The sequence below is a fragment of the Bacillus cereus group sp. RP43 genome (genome assembly GCF_040459645.1).
Taxonomy (GTDB): domain Bacteria; phylum Bacillota; class Bacilli; order Bacillales; family Bacillaceae_G; genus Bacillus_A; species Bacillus_A mycoides_C.
The window spans coordinates 3,230,416-3,246,515 of sequence record NZ_JARVHQ010000001.1 but is presented as its reverse complement, the minus strand read 5'-3'; the positions used below and the strand labels follow the sequence as shown (position 1 = coordinate 3,246,515).

Sequence of the window (16,100 nt, the reverse complement as noted above, 5' to 3'; positions counted from 1 at the left end):
ATTATATAGTTACCCGGTTGTACAAACAATAAATATGTTTTGCTACAAAAACGATTTTTTCTATATGCTATAATGTAGAAACATAGAGCTATAAGGAGAGGTAAGAAATGATTCCAGTAACAATATTAACGGGTTTTCTTGGATCAGGGAAAACAACATTATTAAATCGAATTTTATCAGAGGATCACGGGCAGAAATTAGCAGTGATTGTAAATGAAATAGGGCAAATTGGTATCGATAATCAATTAATTATGAACGTTGAAGAAGAAATTATGGAAATGACAAACGGTTGTTTATGCTGTACTGTGCGTGAAGATTTACTCGTTGCTTTAAAACAATTACTGGACGTAAAGGCAGAAGGGAAAATGGACTTTGATGGTTTAGTAATTGAAACAACGGGTCTTGCAAATCCAGGTCCGATTATTCAAACTTTCTTTTTAGATCCAATTATTCAATCAGCGTACCAAATAAACGGTGTTGTAACAGTTGTAGATAGCTATCATATACATAAACATTTTGAAAAAGGACTAGAAGCAAAAGAACAAATTGCCTTTGCTGATGTTGTGTTAGTTAATAAATTAGATTTAATTGAAGAAAGTGAGAAAGAAAATCTCTTGCATGAACTTCAAGGAATTAACCCTACTGCAAAGTTAATCGAGGCGACTAACTGTGAAGTAGATATACCATCGTTACTGCAAATTCAAACGTTTAAAACGAAAGATACGTTACAAATTTATCCTCATACAGAACATAATCATCTAGAAGGTGTTAAATCGTTTGTACTACGTGAAGAACGTCCGTTAGATTTACAAAAACTGAATGAGTGGATGTCAGCTGTCGTTCAAGAATTAGGGGAATATTTATATCGCTACAAAGGAATTTTATCTATTGATGGAGTAGACAAACGTATCGTTTTCCAAGGTGTACATACACTGTTTGCTGCTTCGTACGATAGAGAGTGGCAAGAGGGCGAAGAGCGAGTAAGCGAAGTAGTGTTCATCGGAAAAGATATTAATAAAGAATGGTTCCAAGCACATTTTGAAGAATGTGTGAAATAAGTCTGCGTAAATCGCAGGCTTATTTTTTTATGAGCATTTTAATGAGATAATACTAGATTACAAAAATGAAGTATATAAGGGAAAGAAACTAAAAATAGAAAACATAACATTGATAAATGTATAATAAAAAGCCTGTTTTCACAGGCTTGTATTTTCATCAATAAGTAATTCCATTACAACACCTACAACTGGGCCCTCGTCATCAATATCCCCATTTAAACGGAAGCCAAATGACTCATATAGTCCCATTGCGTGTTTGTTGTCAGGATGTAAACTTAAATAAATTATTTTACATTCAAATTTTTCTTGTAAGAATTGAATGAGTAAGCGAAGGAAACGTTTTGCGTATCCTTTTCCTTGATATTGCTCGTCAATCATAAAGCGATCTAGCCATACGCTTTTACGCTCTTTCCAATACCATCCATACATTGCATAGCCAACAAGTGTTTCTCCATCATATAAACCTACTGACGTCCCGTTTCCTTCAAATAATGATTCCGCTAAGGAAAACGCATTACTTTCAATAAATTGCTGCTGGTCTTTTGCGACGTTTAAAGCAGCTACTGAACGCCAATTTTTTGCTGTTACTTCACAAATGTGAAGAGCCATAATTCCAACTCACCTTCTAAATTAATATAGCTTAAAAGCTAATGTGGATAATTTTACTTGTTATTTTAGTCAAGTCAAGCGGAAACAGACAAAAAAGTTGATTAGTTAGTAGCTTCTTTCAATGTATTTACGTTTTCTTCCATTAAAGTGAAGTAATCTTTATTGTTCTTTGCATCATCTTCAGAAATAGTAGCAAGGTGATTTAAGCGTAAAACTTTTGTGCCTGTTTCTTTTTGGATAACTGATGCTACTTTTGGAGTAGAGAATGTTTCAAATAAAATATATTTTAGACCGTGCTCTTTTACTGTTTTTGTAATGTCAGCAAGCTGTTTTTGAGATGGTTCATCAGATGCTGAAATTCCAGCGATTGGGATTTGTTTCAAGCCGTATCGTTGTTCCCAGTAGCCATAAGCTGCATGTGAAACTAATATTTCTTTCGTTTTTGCATTTGCAACAACTGCTTTAAATTGATCATCTAAATCAGTAAATTTTGTTTGTAGTGCCGCGAAGTTTTTTTCGAACTCTTTTTTATGTTCAGGCTGTAATTCTACAAGTGCATTTTTAATTTTTTCTGCTTGTTTCATCGCAAGAGTAGGATCTATCCAAACGTGTGGGTCTTTATCGTGATGATGTTCATCTTTTTTATGACCGTCTCCATGATCGTGCTGCTCTTCTTCAGATGAAGCACGAAGTTCGATATCTTTAGATGCATTTACAATTTTTACGTTTTCTTTTTTCAATGATTTTTCCATTTTTTCGGCAAATGGTTCTAATTCTGCTCCGTTATAAACAAATAAATCGGCTTTCGCCACTTGTACAGTCTGCTTTTGACTTGGTTCAAATGTATGAGAATCCGCACCAGGTGGGTAAATTGTTTCTACATTTACATAATCACCACCGATTTTTTTTGCAAAGTCAGCGAGTGGGAAAATGGTTGTATAAACAGAAAGTTTCCCATCTTTTTTCGCTGCACCTTCTTTGTTGTTAGAACATCCAGCAAAGATGAGTGTGAAAATAAGTATAAATGAAAATAGAGCTAATTTTTTAGGCATATAATTCTCCTCTTTTCTTTTTTACAATTATATTTTCTCCAAATATAAGAAGAAAATATCATTTTAATACAAAACGGAATAATTACGTTTTACGTTGCGAACCTAGTATAATACATCTTTATGAAAGTTGCAATAAATAATAATCATTACGATTTGTTTTTGTTATAAATTTGTCAAAAAGAAAGGTATTAATTTTTATGATTGGTGCATATGTGACAATGTTACTTTCATATATTGGGAGGGAGCAGAAAAAAAGGGGATGAGTGCTTGGGTTACTTCATGGAGGCTATCTTATTAATACTTGCGGTAGTATTGCCATTATCTTTTGTTTTAATTTTTTTAAGGAGATTAATAAGTAATTTAGGAGATGCTACAACAATAACGAAATTACCAATGGAGGAAAAAGAAAAGAAAAAAGAGTAAGTAAAGCACTATGCGTACGCATAGTGCTTTACTTATGGTAAAATGGGAGAACGGAAACTCCTGTCAGCGACGATTAGCTATAGGAGAGAATAGTAAATAAAGAGGTATACACATATATGAATAAGCGAACAGCGTTAGTACTTGGCGCAAGTGGGCTAGTTGGACAAGAAATAACGCGACTATTACTTGACTCAGATTACTACGATTCGGTTACTATTTTTGTAAGAGAACCATTACAATTACAGCATGAGAAATTGCAGCAGAAACAGGTAGATTTTTCAGTATTAGAGGAATATAAAGAATTTTTTGCAGTAGATGATGTTTTTAGTTGTTTAGGAACAACGATAAAAAAAGCGAAGTCGAAGGCGAATTTTAAAAAAGTAGATTATGAATATACATTGAGAGCTGCCTGCTTAGCTGAAAAACAAGGCGTGCAAAATTTTCTTGTTATTTCATCAATGGGAGCAAAACCTAAATCATTTTTCTTTTACTCGCAAGTGAAGGGGAAAATGGAAGAGGAGCTGAAAAAGCTAGTTATTGGTGGCATACATATTTTCAGGCCGTCATTATTAGTTGGAAATCGACAAGAATATCGTTTTGGGGAAAGAATGGCTGAGAAATTATCTCGTATTCTTCCGTTTATATTTAAAGGGGCTTTTAAAAAGTATAAACCAATTTCAGCTAAAGATGTGGCGAAAGGAATGTATATAACCGCGCTGCGTGAAGAATCTGGTATTCATATTTACAGTTCAAACGATATTATAGAGATAAAATAAGTAAAACCGAGAGGAATAACTTCTCGGTTTTATTTATTAGTTTTAATTTTTCCAGGTGCTCGTCGGTACTGATAGGGTTCTTTTAATTCAAAGCCAAGTTCATTGGCGGCTATTCTTGGGAAGTATGGATTACGAAGTAACTCGCGTCCAATAAAAATTAAATCTGCTTCGTTATTATTTAAAATTTGCTCTGCTTGTGATCCGGTTGTAATTAATCCTACCGCACCAGTTGCGATGTTAACATGCCCCTTAATATGTTTAGCATATTGTACTTGGTAACCAGGATACACATCAATATGTGCTGGTACAACAGCACCAGAACTACAATCGATTAAATCTACCCCTTGTTCTTTCATCCATCCTGTATACTGCACATAATCTTGAACCGTTAACCCGTCAGGATGATAATCATTTGCTGAAATACGAACAAATAATGGTCCGTGCCAAACTTCATTTACAGAGTCAATGATTTCGCGTAAGAAACGATAGCGATTTTCAGGTGAACCCCCGTATTCATCAGTCCGCTTATTTGAAAGCGGAGAAAGAAATTCATTAATAAGATAACCGTGCGCACCATGTAATTCAATAACGTCAAATCCCGCTTGTTTTGAACGTAACGCAGCTTTTTGAAAAGCTAATACGGTGTCTTTAATTTGTTGCTTACTCATTTCCACGGGTATTTTCATTCCATCGTTAAACGGAATTGCTGAAGGAGCTAAAGCGTCCGTTTCTAATTCAGCCTTTCTTCCAGCATGAGCGAGTTGAATGGCAGCTTTTGCACCGTTATCATGTATAAATGCTGTCGTCTTATGTAAGCCTTCAATTAGATTATCATCCCAAATGCCTAAGTCTTTGTTAGAAATACGTCCTTCAGGTAACACAGCTGTTGCTTCAATCATAACTAAGCCTACTTGGCCAGCAGCCCTGGTTCCATAATGAATGAGATGAAAATTGGTTACTCGGCCATCCTCATTCTCTGATGAATACATGCACATAGGCGACATAACGATACGGTTTTTTAGCGTAACGTCCCTAATTGTATAAGGTGAAAAAAGTTGAAGCTCCATCAAATATCCCCCTTGATTGAATTTTCTTACATTGTATCATCCTCTTTTTTGTTTCCCTAATAAAACGCTTATACGAAAAATTTTGTCTATTCGTGTTACAATGGCTAATATGAATTGAATTGGAGGATGACATATGTATCAGGCTTATTATGAAAGTGAATTAGGTTTGCTGGAAATTACAGCGAATACGAAAGGGATTACGTCTGTTATATTTGTTGAAGAAAGAAAAGAAGAACATAAAAATGAACTTGTTGAACAATGTATAAATGAATTAGATGAATACTTTAAAGGAAAAAGAAAAGAGTTTACTGTACCACTGTCTGCTGAAGGAACGCCATTCCAAAAGAATGTATGGGATGCACTTTACACCGTACCATATGGCGTAAGTGCTTCATATTTAGATATTGCAGATAAGGTTGGGAATACGAAAGCTGTACGAGCGATAGGAGGGGCAAATAGCCGGAATCCAATTTCAATTATCGTTCCATGTCATCGTGTAATAGGAAAGAGTGGAAAACTTGTTGGGTATGCGGGTGGTTTATGGAGGAAAGAGTGGTTATTGAAGCATGAAGGCATATTAAAATGAAGTATGGATGGAAAGAGGGATTGTTTTGAAATGTATAAATTGTGGGCGACCTTGTATTAATGATCAGTTGAATTGTGCAAATTGTCAACGAAACTTGCATAATGAACAAGGTGAAGAACGCTCGCTAATAGACAAAGAATTAGAAGTATATGTAGGGAGACAATATCCATATTACAAAAGAAAATGGGAGCTTGAGAATAAGCGAATTGCTAGGTGGAGCTGGAATGGTTTGGCTGCTATTTTCAATGTAGGTTGGCTTGGATATCGTAAGTATTATTTACCTGCTGCTTTATTTATACTGTTATTAGTAGCATGTGATGCATTTTCTTATTATATGGGGTTCAACGTAGCGTTGCCAATCATTAATATGGTGCCTCTTACGTTTTTATTACTCATTTTCATTCTATTTGGAATGGGGATTTTTGCAAATGGATTATATTATCAATTTGCAGAAAGGCGTATATATCGAATAAAAGCACGGGGAATTAAAGATGAATCGGTTGAAAATTATCTGATCCGTGATAGTGGTGGAACGAGTAAAATGGGAGCAACAATCGTTACTATTTTAGCAGTTGCTAGTATTTTTTTCAGTCATTTCTTTTTTCCGACTGATCGAGATATTATACAAAAAGTACGTACAAGTTCGCTTTATGAATATCCGTTCTTTTCGATTGGTGAATCGTTTGAAAGCTATTTTCAAAATTCAGGGTGGATATATTATCGTGGTTCGGAAGGTATGGAATTAGTAGAATTTCAAGGATACAGCCCAGGGATGCCAAGACAAAAAGTTACAATTCAATTTATTGTTGATTATAAATTGAGTGAAATTGAGCCATACTCCCTTACGATTAATGGTGAATCTAAAAATGAAGAAGAGTTTTTGAAGATGATGGAAGAAATATTCAAGGTTCAAAATCCGTTTGAAATAGAGGATGGATTGCAAGTAAATGCTATTCAACAAAGCGGAGGGAAAGCAATTTCTGACCGCTTTTTTTCTTTTATGAAAATAAATATTTAAAATAATCAGAATCTTTTGTATAATAAAATATATTATACAAGTTTTAACTTATACATATAGATTGGGGGAAGGAAGAATGAAGAGAAAGACAACAACAATTGCTGCACTTGCGTTAACGACTAGTGTACTGGTTGCGGGATGTGGGAATGGTGAGAAGGCTTCGACAACGAAGAAGGAATCAAGTAAGGGAATGGCAGATAAACAAGTTTTAAATTTGCTAGAAACAGCTGAAATTCCTTCAATGGATACATCTAAATCAACAGATTCTGTATCTTTCCGTGTATTTGTAAATGCAATGGAAGGATTATATCGTCTAGATAAAGATAATAAACCAACGCCAGGTATGGCCAAAGACGTGAAGATTAGTGAAGATAAAAAGACATATACATTTGAATTACGTGATGCAAAATGGTCAAATGGTGATCCAGTTCGAGCACAAGATTTTGTATATGCGTGGCAACGTACATTAGATAAAGCAATAGCAGCAGAATATGCATTTATTTTATTTGATGTGAAAAATGCACAGAAAGTAAATAAAGGAGAAGTACCGTCGGATCAATTAGGTGTTAAAGCGAAGGATGATAAAACGTTGGTAGTAGAATTAGAGCAACCAGCACCTTATTTCCTTGAGCTTACTTCGTTCCCTACATTCTTCCCATTAAATGAAAAGTATGTAAAAGGACAAGGGGATAAATACGGATTAGAAGCAGATAAATTATTGTACAATGGACCATTTACAATGAGTGAATGGAAACATGAACAAAGTTACCAGTTAAAGAAAAACCCAAATTATTGGGATAAAGATGCTGTGAAATTACAAGAAATTAATGTGGGTATAGTAAAAGAGACAAGTACTGGGGTAAATTTATATGATAGTGATCAAGCAGACCGTGTCATTTTAAGTTCTGAGTTTGTAGACAAATATAAAAAGAATAAACCAGATGAATTTAAAACGAAGCTAGACCCACGCATGTATTTCCTACGTTTTAATCAGAAAAATGCAACGTTTAAAAATCAAAAGGTTCGTGAGGCGATTGATTTAGCGTACGATAAAAAAGGAATTGCGGATGTTATTTTGAATGATGGATCATTGCCAGCGTATTTCTTAGTACCTGAAAAGTTTACGACAGGACCAGATGGAAAAGACTTCCGCACTGTAAATAAAAATTTCCGTGACAGTAAAGATAATGCTGCGAAAGCAAAAAAACTGTGGGAAGAAGCGAAGAAAGAACTTGGTCAAGATACAATTACAGTAGAATTACTAAATGATGATAACGGTAGTCGTAAAAAAGTGGGCGACTTTATTAAAGAAGAATTAGAGAAAAACTTACCTGGTATTAAAGTGAATTTGAAGCAACAACCATATAAGCAGAAGTTAGATTTAGAAAAGAAATTTGAATATGAATTCTCATTATCTGCATGGAGTCCAGATTATCCAGACCCAATGACATATATCGATATGTTCGTTACTGGAAGCTCATTTAATGAAATGGATTATTCAAATCCGAAGTATGATGATTTAGTAGCAAAATCAAAAGGAGAACTACTAAAAGATGACGCAGCACGCTGGAAAGCACTTGCGGAAGCTGAAAAAATCTTAATTGGTCAAGACGCTGCAATCTCTCCTACGTACCAACAAAGTACAGCTTACTTAGAGAAGACGTATGTAAATGGTATTGCTAACCATACGTTCGGTGGCGACTTCAGTTATAAATGGGCATATATTACAAAGAAATAGTATAATAAAAGATGAGTGAATTTTCACTCATCTTTTATTTGTTTAAGGAGGAACGTGGAGTGTTGAAAGGAATCAATCATCTTTGTTTTTCAGTATCAAATTTAGAAAACGCTATTCTGTTTTATGAAAGAGTGCTAGAAGGAGAACTATTAGTTAAAGGGAGAAAACTTGCATATTTCAATATATGTGGAGTATGGGTAGCACTGAATGAAGAGGCACATATTCCGAGAAAGGAGATTCATCAATCTTACACGCACCTCGCATTTTCTGTTGAACAAAAAGATTTTGAACGCCTGTTACATCGGTTAGAAGAAAATAATGTTCATATTTTACTAGGAAGAGAACGTAATGTGAGAGATTGTGAGTCTATATATTTTGTTGATCCTGACGGTCACAAGTTCGAGTTTCATTCAGGGACACTGCAAGACCGTCTAAATTATTATAGGGAAGAAAAACCACATATGACATTTTACTAGGGAGGAAGAGTATTTGCATGCACTTGTAATCGGTGGAACAGGGATGTTAAAGAAAGTTTCTATATGGCTTTGTGAGCAAGGGGTCCATGTTTCTATTATTGGACGAGATGAAGTGAAATTAGAAAATGTGAAGCGAGCAAGTTCTGCACCAGAAAAAATCACATGCCTTCCGTTAGATTATCATAATAGTGACGATGTAAAGTTAGCTATTAAAGGTACAATTGAGAGAAATGGTCCCATAACATTAGTTGTTGCATGGATACATTCAAGTGCAAAGTATGCGTTATCACTCATTTGTAAGGAGATAGAATTTTCGTCTGAAACATACAGTTTATTTCATGTTTTAGGCAGTAAAGCATCGCGTATGACTGCAAAGAAAATAGGTGGTACGCTTTGTCGATATCATAGAATTATATTAGGTTTTATTTTAGAAGATACATACGGAAGATGGCTTACTCATAAAGAAATATCAGATGGAGTAATTAAGGGGATTGAAAGTAATTGCAATGAATGGATTGTAGGGCAAATAGAACCATGGGAATTACGACCAAATTGATACGGGGGAATGAGAAATGAAAACAACTGTATATGTAACAAGGCACGGTGAAACAGAATGGAATGTAGCGAAGCGAATGCAAGGACGGAAAAATTCAGCTTTAACTGAAAATGGTATGTTACAAGCGAAACAATTAGGTGACCGAATGAAAGATTTAGCTATCGATGCGATCTATAGTAGTCCGAGTGAAAGAACACTTCATACTGCAAAGTTAATAAAGGGCGAACGTGATATACCGATAATAGCGGATGAGCATTTTTATGAAATTAACATGGGTATATGGGAAGGACAAACAATCGATGAGATAGAAATGCAATATCCAGAAGAAGTACATTTATTTTGGAATGAACCACATCTTTTTCAATCAACATCAGGGGAAAACTTTACGGCTGTTCATAAAAGAGTAATTGAAGGGATACAATTTCTTTTAGAAAAGCATAAAGGGGAAAATATTTTAATTGTCTCTCATGCTGCAGCAGCGAAATTACTTGTAGGGCATTTTGCAGGTGTTGAAATTGAACATGTATGGGGAGAGCCATTTATGCATAGCGCGAGTCTTAGTGTGATTGAATTTGATGAAGATCTTGGTAAAGTAAAACAATTTGCAGATATAAGCCATTTTCAGTAAACGTAAAAAAGGCCGCAATGCGGCCTTTTTTGGTGGGTATAAAAAACTAGCAATTACGTTTTTTATACCAGAAGTGATCGAATTTTTTATTCTTGCAAGAAGAAGACTTGTGTCTGCTATCTTTGCAATCATTCCATTTGTGCCCGTCATCGTGACAGTCTTTACCATGATCCCATTTGTGCCCGTCATCGTGACAGTCTTTACCATGATCCCATTTGTGCCCATCATCATGACAGTCCTTACCATGATCCCGCGAATCATCACAAGAACCATGATGGCTATGAGGGAAAAATACACATTTTTTACAGTAACATCGTTTTGTCCAGTAAAATTTCTTTTCAAAGCGTACACATTTTGTAACAAAAGTACAATGTTTCACGCGAGTACGTTTTGTAACTAAAACGCATTCTTTTCTACGAGTAAATTTTGTAACGAATGTCCATTTTTGAACGCGGACACGAGTACATTTTGTAACGAATGTCCATTTTTTTACATGAGTACATTTTGTAACGAAAGTACAATGTTTCACGCGAGTACATCTTGTTCTTGGACATTTGCAATCATCGCTACACTCTATTTTGGATGTGCAATCGTCATCACACTCAAAAGTACTTGGATCTTGGTGTAAGAAATCCTCCATCCCAGCACTTTTGATTTCTTCAACAGCTTTTCTAATATCACGTTTCATAGAAATCCTCCTTATCATACATTAAAGTAAACAGGTATTCTTTTTCCTTAACATGATATGAGATTCGGTTTCTTTCTGAACAGGACAAGAGTGTAATTTTATATAAATAGATGATAGCGGATGTATGGACAAGACAAGGCGCATACATTGAATGAAGAGAACAGAGAAGGGATGAGAATATATGCTACCTTCATATGAATTTTTTATTCATCCAATGTACTTAGTGGAATTGAAAAAAGATATTTGGTCAGATAGTCCAGTGCCAGCAAAGTTAACATATGGAAAAAAGAAGTATGATATTGATATCGTTTATCGGGGTGCTCATATTCGTGAGTTTGAGAAAAAGTCTTATCATGTTCAGTTTTATAAACCGAAAAAATTTTTAGGGGTGAAGGAATTTCATTTAAACTCTGAATTTATGGATCCATCTCTTATTCGTAACAAATTATCACTAGACTTTTTTAATGATATTGGGGTACTTTCACCGAAGTCACAGCACGTATTTATAAAAATAAATGGTCAAATCCAAGGCGTATATTTACAGTTAGAATCGGTTGATGAAAACTTTTTAAAAAGTAGAGGGTTGCCGAGTGGTTCTATTTATTATGCGATAGATGATGACGCGAATTTTTCTTTAATGAGTGAGAGAGATAAAGATGTTAAAACTGAGCTTTTTGCAGGATATGAATTTAAATGTTCGAATAAAAATAGTGAAGAGCAACTGAGTGAATTCGTTTTTCAAGCAAATACACTATCGAGGGATGATTATGAAAAAGAGATTGGAAAATACCTTCATGTTGATAAATATTTACGTTGGTTAGCTGGAGTTATTTTGACTCAAAACTTTGATGGTTTTGTTCATAACTATGCACTGTATCATAACGATGAAACAAATTTATTTGAAGTGATACCGTGGGATTACGATGCAACTTGGGGGCGGGATGTACAAGGGAGACCGCTTAATCATGAGTATATTCGCATTAAAGGATATAATACGTTAAGTGCAAGATTGTTAGATATACCTGCTTTTAGAAAGCAATATCGAAATATATTAGAAGAAATTTTAGAATTACAATTTACAGAATCCTTTATAAAACCAAAAGTAGAAGATATGTGCGAATCCATTCGTCCATATTTACTTCAGGATCCATATATGAAAGAGAAAATAGAAGTTTTTAATCAAGAGGCTGAGATGATTTTTCAATATATAAATAAAAGAAGAAACTATATACAAGAACATCTTCATGAATTGGGATGATTTTGAAGGAGATTGAAACATTATCAATCTCTTTTTTTGTATACTAAAGATGGAGAAATAAAATTTAGTAGAATGGAGTTGTGTAAATATGACGGTTAAGTGGATTGATTGGGTAAAACAAATACAATCAATAGCACAAGCAGGTTTAACGTACTCCAAAGATGTGTATGATCTAGAGCGTTTCCAACAATTACGAGACATTTCAATTGCGATGATGTCACATTACACAAAAACAGATTGGGAAGTAGTAGAGAATTTATTTGCAAGTGAGACAGGCTATCAAACACCTAAAGTTGATATACGGGCAGTTATTTTTCAGAATGAAAAATTATTATTTGTGAAAGAAAAAAGTGATGGGAAATGGGCATTGCCAGGTGGATGGGCTGATATTGGTTATACGCCAACAGAAGTCGCAGCGAAAGAGGTTATGGAAGAGACTGGTTATGAAGTCGACCATTTTAAGTTACTTGCAATTTTTGATAAAGAAAAGCATTATCCATCTCCATCGGCAACGCATGTATATAAGATTTTTATTGGATGTGAGATTGTTGGTGGAGAAAAGGAAACTAGCATTGAAACAGAAGATGTGGAGTTTTTTGGTGAAAATGAATTACCTAATTTATCAATTGCTAGAAATACAGAAGAGCAGATTAAAGAGATGTTTGCCTACATGAAAGACCCACAGAAGGAAAAAATAATAGATTAGTAATGGGGCACGCTGTTTGTTCTTGCATATGTATAAAGAATTGTACATATGCAAGAAATGAAGATATTGGCAGATTGCAACCTTTATGTAATAATGGGATGGTATGTGAAGAAAAAAGGAGATAGAAAAGAATATGTTAGCGAATATAATAGATCAGTTATTGCAATTTTTTGCAAGTCTAGGATACTTCGGAGTAGCTCTAGCTTTAATGATTGAAGTTATCCCAAGTGAAATTGTACTTTCTTATGCTGGTTTTTTAGTAGCAGATGGTAAAATTAGCTTTGCCGGTGCAGTTATTGCGGGAACAATCGGTGGTACTTTAGCCCAAATCTTTTTATATTGGCTTGGATACTACGGAGGGCGTCCGGTTGTAGAAAAATACGGGAAATATCTGCTTATTAATAAACATCATTTAGACATAGCAGAAAATTGGTTTAAGCGTTACGGAGCGGGAGTAATATTTTCGGCACGTTTTATCCCAATTGTACGTCATGCCATCTCTATTCCAGCAGGACTAGCTAAGATGCCATTAAAACTTTTCACACTGTATACAGTAGTAGCGATTATTCCATGGTCAATACTATTTATATACTTAGGTGAAAAGCTTGGTGGAAATTGGCGACATATTAAAGAGTATGCATCTGATTACACACATTACATAATTATAGGCGCAGTCCTATTTATTGCTCTTTACTTCGGATTAAAGTATTTGAAAAAGAAAAAAACAGCTCGTTAAAGTCAATGATTTTTCATTGGCTTTTTTATTTGTTCCGGTTCTAAAAAAAAGAAGTTGTCCATAATGTGTAATAATAAAGCGTAGCGGGGGAATGTGATGAAAGGATCACCGTTTTTACGTGGAACGATATTTTTAACGATGGCAACAATGATATCTAAAATGTTAGGGTTTATATATGTTATACCATTTACAGCAATGGTTGGTACGAGTGGGTACGTCCTATACACGTATGCATATCGTCCTTATACCATCATGCTCAGCATAGCTACGATGGGATTACCACTCGCCGTTTCAAAGATGGTATCAAAATATGATCAACTAAATGATTACCATACGGTTAAGAGAGTACTAAAGAGTGGTATCGTTTTTATGTTAATAATGGGAGTTATTTCGTGTTTTATGTTATATATACTAGCGCCACATTTAGCTAAACTAGTAACCGATGGCAATGATCAAACCGGAAATAGTGTAACGGCGGTCACTAATAATATTCAAATTGTAAGTTTTGCGTTAATACTTGTACCAGTAATGAGTTTATTAAGGGGCTTCTTTCAAGGATTCCAATCGATGGGACCTTCTGCACTAAGTGTAGTTGTGGAGCAATTTTTTCGGGTCTTAACCATTTTAATAGGAAGCTTTGTCGTTTTATATATTTTAAAAGCTTCTGTCTCGCTGGCTGTTGGTATTTCAACGTTTGGTGCCTTTATGGGAGCGATAGGTGGATTAACTGTTTTAAGTGCGTATTACATAAAAAGGAGAAAGCACTTAAAGAAAAAAGAAATGGCAAGTATACCGCAAACTACGAAATCTTTTTTCTCGTTATATAAGGAGCTTTTTACATATTCAATCCCGTTTGTTGTAGTTGGTTTAGCAATTCCGTTGTATCAGACAATTGATACATTTACAATAAATAAACTACTTATACAAATAGGGTATGTGCAAGGAGAAGCGGAGAAGATTAATGCAATAATTGGTCTTGTTCAAATGGTTGTACTTATCCCAGTTTCCGTTGCGACTGCTTTTAGTATGTCTCTCGTACCAGAGATGACAAAAGCCTATACAGCAGGAAATGTGAAGTTACTGTACAAACATTTTACGAGGACGAATGTATTAGTAGTAGCAATTACGGTACCAGCGGCAATTGGAATGATGTTGTTAGCAAAACCAGTATATACTCTTTTATTTGGTGCCGGAAATGATCCAGAGATGGGGAGAGTCATTTTACAGTATTATGCTCCTGCCTGTATACTATTTTCGCTTTTTACAGTAACGGCTGCGATGTTACAAGGGATTAATCAACAACAGAAAACAGTGTTAGGATTAGTAATTGGCATTATTGTGAAGATAGTTTTAAATATTGTATTGCTCCCGTATTTCGATTATGTAAGTTTTATCATTTCAACATACGCTGGTTATACGATTTCAGTTGGCTTTAACTTGTGGATGCTTTCTAAATATGTTATAAAGGCAACATAAGCTTTTTAAGGCAGAGAGCACTCTGTCTTTTTCTTTGTTTATAATATTTTTCTTATAAAAACGTTTTCAAAATAATTTTTCTATTGAAATTTAAACGTATGTTTCATATGCTGAGAATGGCGGTTCAAAAACTGTTGTTTAAGAGAGGTAGATTCCTACATGTAAAAAGAATCGGGGTGATAGTATGTTAAATATTTATTTAACAGACCGAAACGGAAAACTACAAGAGGTTGAGGAAATGCAAAAGGGTTGCTGGATTAATGTACTTCATCCAACGGAAGAAGAAATTCAATATCTAGTACAAACTTTAAATGTAGACTTAGATTTCATTAAAGACCCTTTAGATGATGAAGAACGCTCTCGTATTGAAAAGGAAGACAATAATACTTTAATAATCGTGGATATTCCAACAGTTAGACATGATGAAGAAGGAAATTCGATTTATGACACGATTCCAATAGGTATGATTGTCATGCCAGATTGCTTTGTGACAATTTGTTTAGAAGAAAACCCAATTTTTGAACGTTTTATTAATCAACGTATTAAAGAATTTTATACGTTTAAAAAGACACGCTTCGCACTTCAGCTCTTATATACAATTTCTACTTATTATTTAAGATATTTAAAGCAAATTAATCGAAAAACAATCGATTTAGAGCACCAATTAAATAAGTCGATGAAAAATAAAGAAATTTTCACATTGCTAGGCCTTGAAAAAAGTTTAGTTTACTTTACAACATCATTAAAGGCGAATAAAATTGTAATTCAAAAATTAATGCGTAACAGTACATTTTTAAAAATGTATGAAGACGATCAAGATTTATTAGAAGATGTATTAATCGAAAATAAACAGGCTATTGAAATGGCGGAAATATATAGTCACATTTTAAGTGGAATGATGAATACTTTTAGCTCTGTTATATCGAATAATTTAAACAGTGTTATGAAACTGTTAACGTCTATTACAATCATTTTATCATTACCAACAATGGTCTCTAGTTTCTTTGGAATGAATGTAAAGGTTCCGTTTGAAGGTGAGGCTCAAGGTTTTGTAATTGTACTTATAATATGTTTAACATTATCTTGCGCTTTAGCATTTGTATTTTGGAAGAAACGTTACTTTTAACGATAAAAAAGCTGCTCTAGCATAGTTGTATAACTGCGCTAGAGCAGCTTTTTTGCTATGAAATCCAAAGTTTTGAATAGAATATAACTTATAAAATGTAATGTATATGAAGGGAGTGAATTC

Annotated in this window: 17 protein-coding genes and 1 pseudogene; 14 read left to right on the top strand and 4 right to left on the bottom strand. The window is 34.4% G+C overall.

The features are described from left to right. Positions 1 to 107: 107 nt before the first annotated feature. Positions 108 to 1,058 (top strand): CobW family GTP-binding protein, encoded by a 951-nt coding sequence (locus QCI75_RS16985; RefSeq protein ID WP_144506555.1) that lies wholly within the window; start codon positions 108 to 110, stop codon positions 1,056 to 1,058. 138 nt (positions 1,059 to 1,196) lie between these two features. On the opposite strand, the gene QCI75_RS16980 is transcribed toward QCI75_RS16985, so the two are convergent. Continuing rightward, positions 1,197 to 1,667 (bottom strand): GNAT family N-acetyltransferase, encoded by a 471-nt coding sequence (locus QCI75_RS16980; RefSeq protein WP_144506554.1) that lies wholly within the window; start codon positions 1,665 to 1,667, stop codon positions 1,197 to 1,199. A gap of 101 nt (positions 1,668 to 1,768) precedes the next feature. Continuing rightward, positions 1,769 to 2,719 carry a metal ABC transporter substrate-binding protein gene (locus QCI75_RS16975; protein WP_353760868.1) on the bottom strand — a complete coding sequence of 317 codons (951 nt, stop codon included), beginning with the start codon at positions 2,717 to 2,719 and terminating at the stop codon, positions 1,769 to 1,771. A gap of 279 nt (positions 2,720 to 2,998) precedes the next feature. Between QCI75_RS16975 and QCI75_RS16970 the strand changes: the two genes are divergently transcribed. Then, positions 2,999 to 3,142, top strand: a complete 144-nt coding sequence (locus QCI75_RS16970; protein ID WP_002075573.1) for a hypothetical protein — start codon at positions 2,999 to 3,001, stop codon at positions 3,140 to 3,142. A gap of 116 nt (positions 3,143 to 3,258) precedes the next feature. Then, positions 3,259 to 3,918, top strand: coding sequence for an oxidoreductase (locus QCI75_RS16965; protein ID WP_144506552.1), 660 nt, complete (start codon positions 3,259 to 3,261; stop codon positions 3,916 to 3,918). A 29-nt stretch (positions 3,919 to 3,947) separates the two neighbouring features. Here QCI75_RS16965 and namA read toward each other — a convergent pair whose 3' ends face one another. Next, on the bottom strand, positions 3,948 to 4,985 hold the full coding sequence (gene namA, locus QCI75_RS16960; RefSeq protein ID WP_353760867.1) for an NADPH dehydrogenase NamA: 1,038 nt from the start codon (positions 4,983 to 4,985) through the stop codon (positions 3,948 to 3,950). Positions 4,986 to 5,118: 133 nt separating this feature from the next. Here namA and QCI75_RS16955 point away from each other — a divergent pair, with 133 nt between their 5' ends. The 6 genes and pseudogenes from QCI75_RS16955 to QCI75_RS16930 all read left to right on the top strand — a co-directional run bounded on the left by QCI75_RS16955 (position 5,119) and on the right by QCI75_RS16930 (position 9,987). Further along, on the top strand, positions 5,119 to 5,571 hold the full coding sequence (locus QCI75_RS16955; protein WP_144506550.1) for a methylated-DNA--[protein]-cysteine S-methyltransferase: 453 nt from the start codon (positions 5,119 to 5,121) through the stop codon (positions 5,569 to 5,571). A gap of 25 nt (positions 5,572 to 5,596) precedes the next feature. Continuing rightward, positions 5,597 to 6,594, top strand: a pseudogene (locus QCI75_RS16950) (DUF2628 domain-containing protein). Between the two features lie 71 nt (positions 6,595 to 6,665). Beyond that, positions 6,666 to 8,327 carry a peptide ABC transporter substrate-binding protein gene (locus QCI75_RS16945; protein ID WP_144506548.1) on the top strand — a complete coding sequence of 554 codons (1,662 nt, stop codon included), beginning with the start codon at positions 6,666 to 6,668 and terminating at the stop codon, positions 8,325 to 8,327. Between the two features lie 59 nt (positions 8,328 to 8,386). After that, positions 8,387 to 8,803, top strand: coding sequence for a FosBx1 family fosfomycin resistance bacillithiol transferase (gene fosB, locus QCI75_RS16940; RefSeq protein ID WP_144506547.1), 417 nt, complete (start codon positions 8,387 to 8,389; stop codon positions 8,801 to 8,803). A 13-nt stretch (positions 8,804 to 8,816) separates the two neighbouring features. Further along, positions 8,817 to 9,359: a short-chain dehydrogenase gene (locus tag QCI75_RS16935; RefSeq protein ID WP_144506546.1), complete on the top strand. Its 543-nt coding sequence runs from the start codon at positions 8,817 to 8,819 to the stop codon at positions 9,357 to 9,359. Positions 9,360 to 9,375: 16 nt separating this feature from the next. Continuing rightward, positions 9,376 to 9,987: a phosphoserine phosphatase 1 gene (locus QCI75_RS16930; protein WP_353760866.1), complete on the top strand. Its 612-nt coding sequence runs from the start codon at positions 9,376 to 9,378 to the stop codon at positions 9,985 to 9,987. A 46-nt stretch (positions 9,988 to 10,033) separates the two neighbouring features. Here the strand turns inward: QCI75_RS16930 and QCI75_RS16925 are convergent, their stop codons facing one another. Further along, entirely contained in the window at positions 10,034 to 10,675 is a 642-nt protein-coding gene (locus QCI75_RS16925; RefSeq protein ID WP_144504314.1) for a CotG/ExsB N-terminal domain-containing protein, read from the bottom strand. 181 nt (positions 10,676 to 10,856) lie between these two features. On the opposite strand from QCI75_RS16925, the gene cotH reads away from it, so the two are divergent. The 5 genes from cotH to QCI75_RS16900 all read left to right on the top strand — a co-directional run bounded on the left by cotH (position 10,857) and on the right by QCI75_RS16900 (position 15,977). Beyond that, the gene (cotH, locus tag QCI75_RS16920) at positions 10,857 to 11,933 is read left to right on the top strand and encodes a spore coat protein CotH (protein WP_144504312.1); all 1,077 of its coding nucleotides are present in this window, start codon (positions 10,857 to 10,859) and stop codon (positions 11,931 to 11,933) included. An 88-nt stretch (positions 11,934 to 12,021) separates the two neighbouring features. Beyond that, a complete protein-coding gene (locus QCI75_RS16915) occupies positions 12,022 to 12,639 on the top strand; it encodes an NUDIX hydrolase N-terminal domain-containing protein (RefSeq protein WP_144504310.1) in 618 nt (205 codons plus the stop codon). Between the two features lie 133 nt (positions 12,640 to 12,772). Beyond that, on the top strand, positions 12,773 to 13,375 hold the full coding sequence (gene uptA, locus QCI75_RS16910; protein WP_144504308.1) for an undecaprenyl phosphate transporter UptA: 603 nt from the start codon (positions 12,773 to 12,775) through the stop codon (positions 13,373 to 13,375). A 96-nt stretch (positions 13,376 to 13,471) separates the two neighbouring features. Further along, entirely contained in the window at positions 13,472 to 14,851 is a 1,380-nt protein-coding gene (locus QCI75_RS16905) for a putative polysaccharide biosynthesis protein (protein WP_144504306.1), read from the top strand. 184 nt (positions 14,852 to 15,035) lie between these two features. After that, positions 15,036 to 15,977, top strand: coding sequence for a magnesium transporter CorA family protein (locus tag QCI75_RS16900; protein ID WP_060630554.1), 942 nt, complete (start codon positions 15,036 to 15,038; stop codon positions 15,975 to 15,977). Positions 15,978 to 16,100 lie beyond the last annotated feature (123 nt).

What these genes read in the sequence shown, in the direction of transcription:
- QCI75_RS16975 (WP_353760868.1), bottom strand. Translation starts at nt 2,719, where the DNA reads ATGCCTAAAAAATTAGCTCTATTTTCATTTATACTTATTTTCACACTC.
- QCI75_RS16955 (WP_144506550.1), top strand. Translation starts at nt 5,119, where the DNA reads ATGTATCAGGCTTATTATGAAAGTGAATTAGGTTTGCTGGAAATTACA.
- cotH (WP_144504312.1), top strand. Translation starts at nt 10,857, where the DNA reads ATGCTACCTTCATATGAATTTTTTATTCATCCAATGTACTTAGTGGAA.
- QCI75_RS16900 (WP_060630554.1), top strand. Translation starts at nt 15,036, where the DNA reads ATGTTAAATATTTATTTAACAGACCGAAACGGAAAACTACAAGAGGTT.
- namA (WP_353760867.1), bottom strand. Translation starts at nt 4,985, where the DNA reads ATGGAGCTTCAACTTTTTTCACCTTATACAATTAGGGACGTTACGCTA.
- QCI75_RS16905 (WP_144504306.1), top strand. Translation starts at nt 13,472, where the DNA reads ATGAAAGGATCACCGTTTTTACGTGGAACGATATTTTTAACGATGGCA.
- QCI75_RS16915 (WP_144504310.1), top strand. Translation starts at nt 12,022, where the DNA reads ATGACGGTTAAGTGGATTGATTGGGTAAAACAAATACAATCAATAGCA.
- QCI75_RS16980 (WP_144506554.1), bottom strand. Translation starts at nt 1,667, where the DNA reads ATGGCTCTTCACATTTGTGAAGTAACAGCAAAAAATTGGCGTTCAGTA.
- QCI75_RS16925 (WP_144504314.1), bottom strand. Translation starts at nt 10,675, where the DNA reads ATGAAACGTGATATTAGAAAAGCTGTTGAAGAAATCAAAAGTGCTGGG.
- uptA (WP_144504308.1), top strand. Translation starts at nt 12,773, where the DNA reads ATGTTAGCGAATATAATAGATCAGTTATTGCAATTTTTTGCAAGTCTA.
- QCI75_RS16985 (WP_144506555.1), top strand. Translation starts at nt 108, where the DNA reads ATGATTCCAGTAACAATATTAACGGGTTTTCTTGGATCAGGGAAAACA.
- QCI75_RS16965 (WP_144506552.1), top strand. Translation starts at nt 3,259, where the DNA reads ATGAATAAGCGAACAGCGTTAGTACTTGGCGCAAGTGGGCTAGTTGGA.
- QCI75_RS16945 (WP_144506548.1), top strand. Translation starts at nt 6,666, where the DNA reads ATGAAGAGAAAGACAACAACAATTGCTGCACTTGCGTTAACGACTAGT.
- QCI75_RS16930 (WP_353760866.1), top strand. Translation starts at nt 9,376, where the DNA reads ATGAAAACAACTGTATATGTAACAAGGCACGGTGAAACAGAATGGAAT.
- QCI75_RS16970 (WP_002075573.1), top strand. Translation starts at nt 2,999, where the DNA reads ATGGAGGCTATCTTATTAATACTTGCGGTAGTATTGCCATTATCTTTT.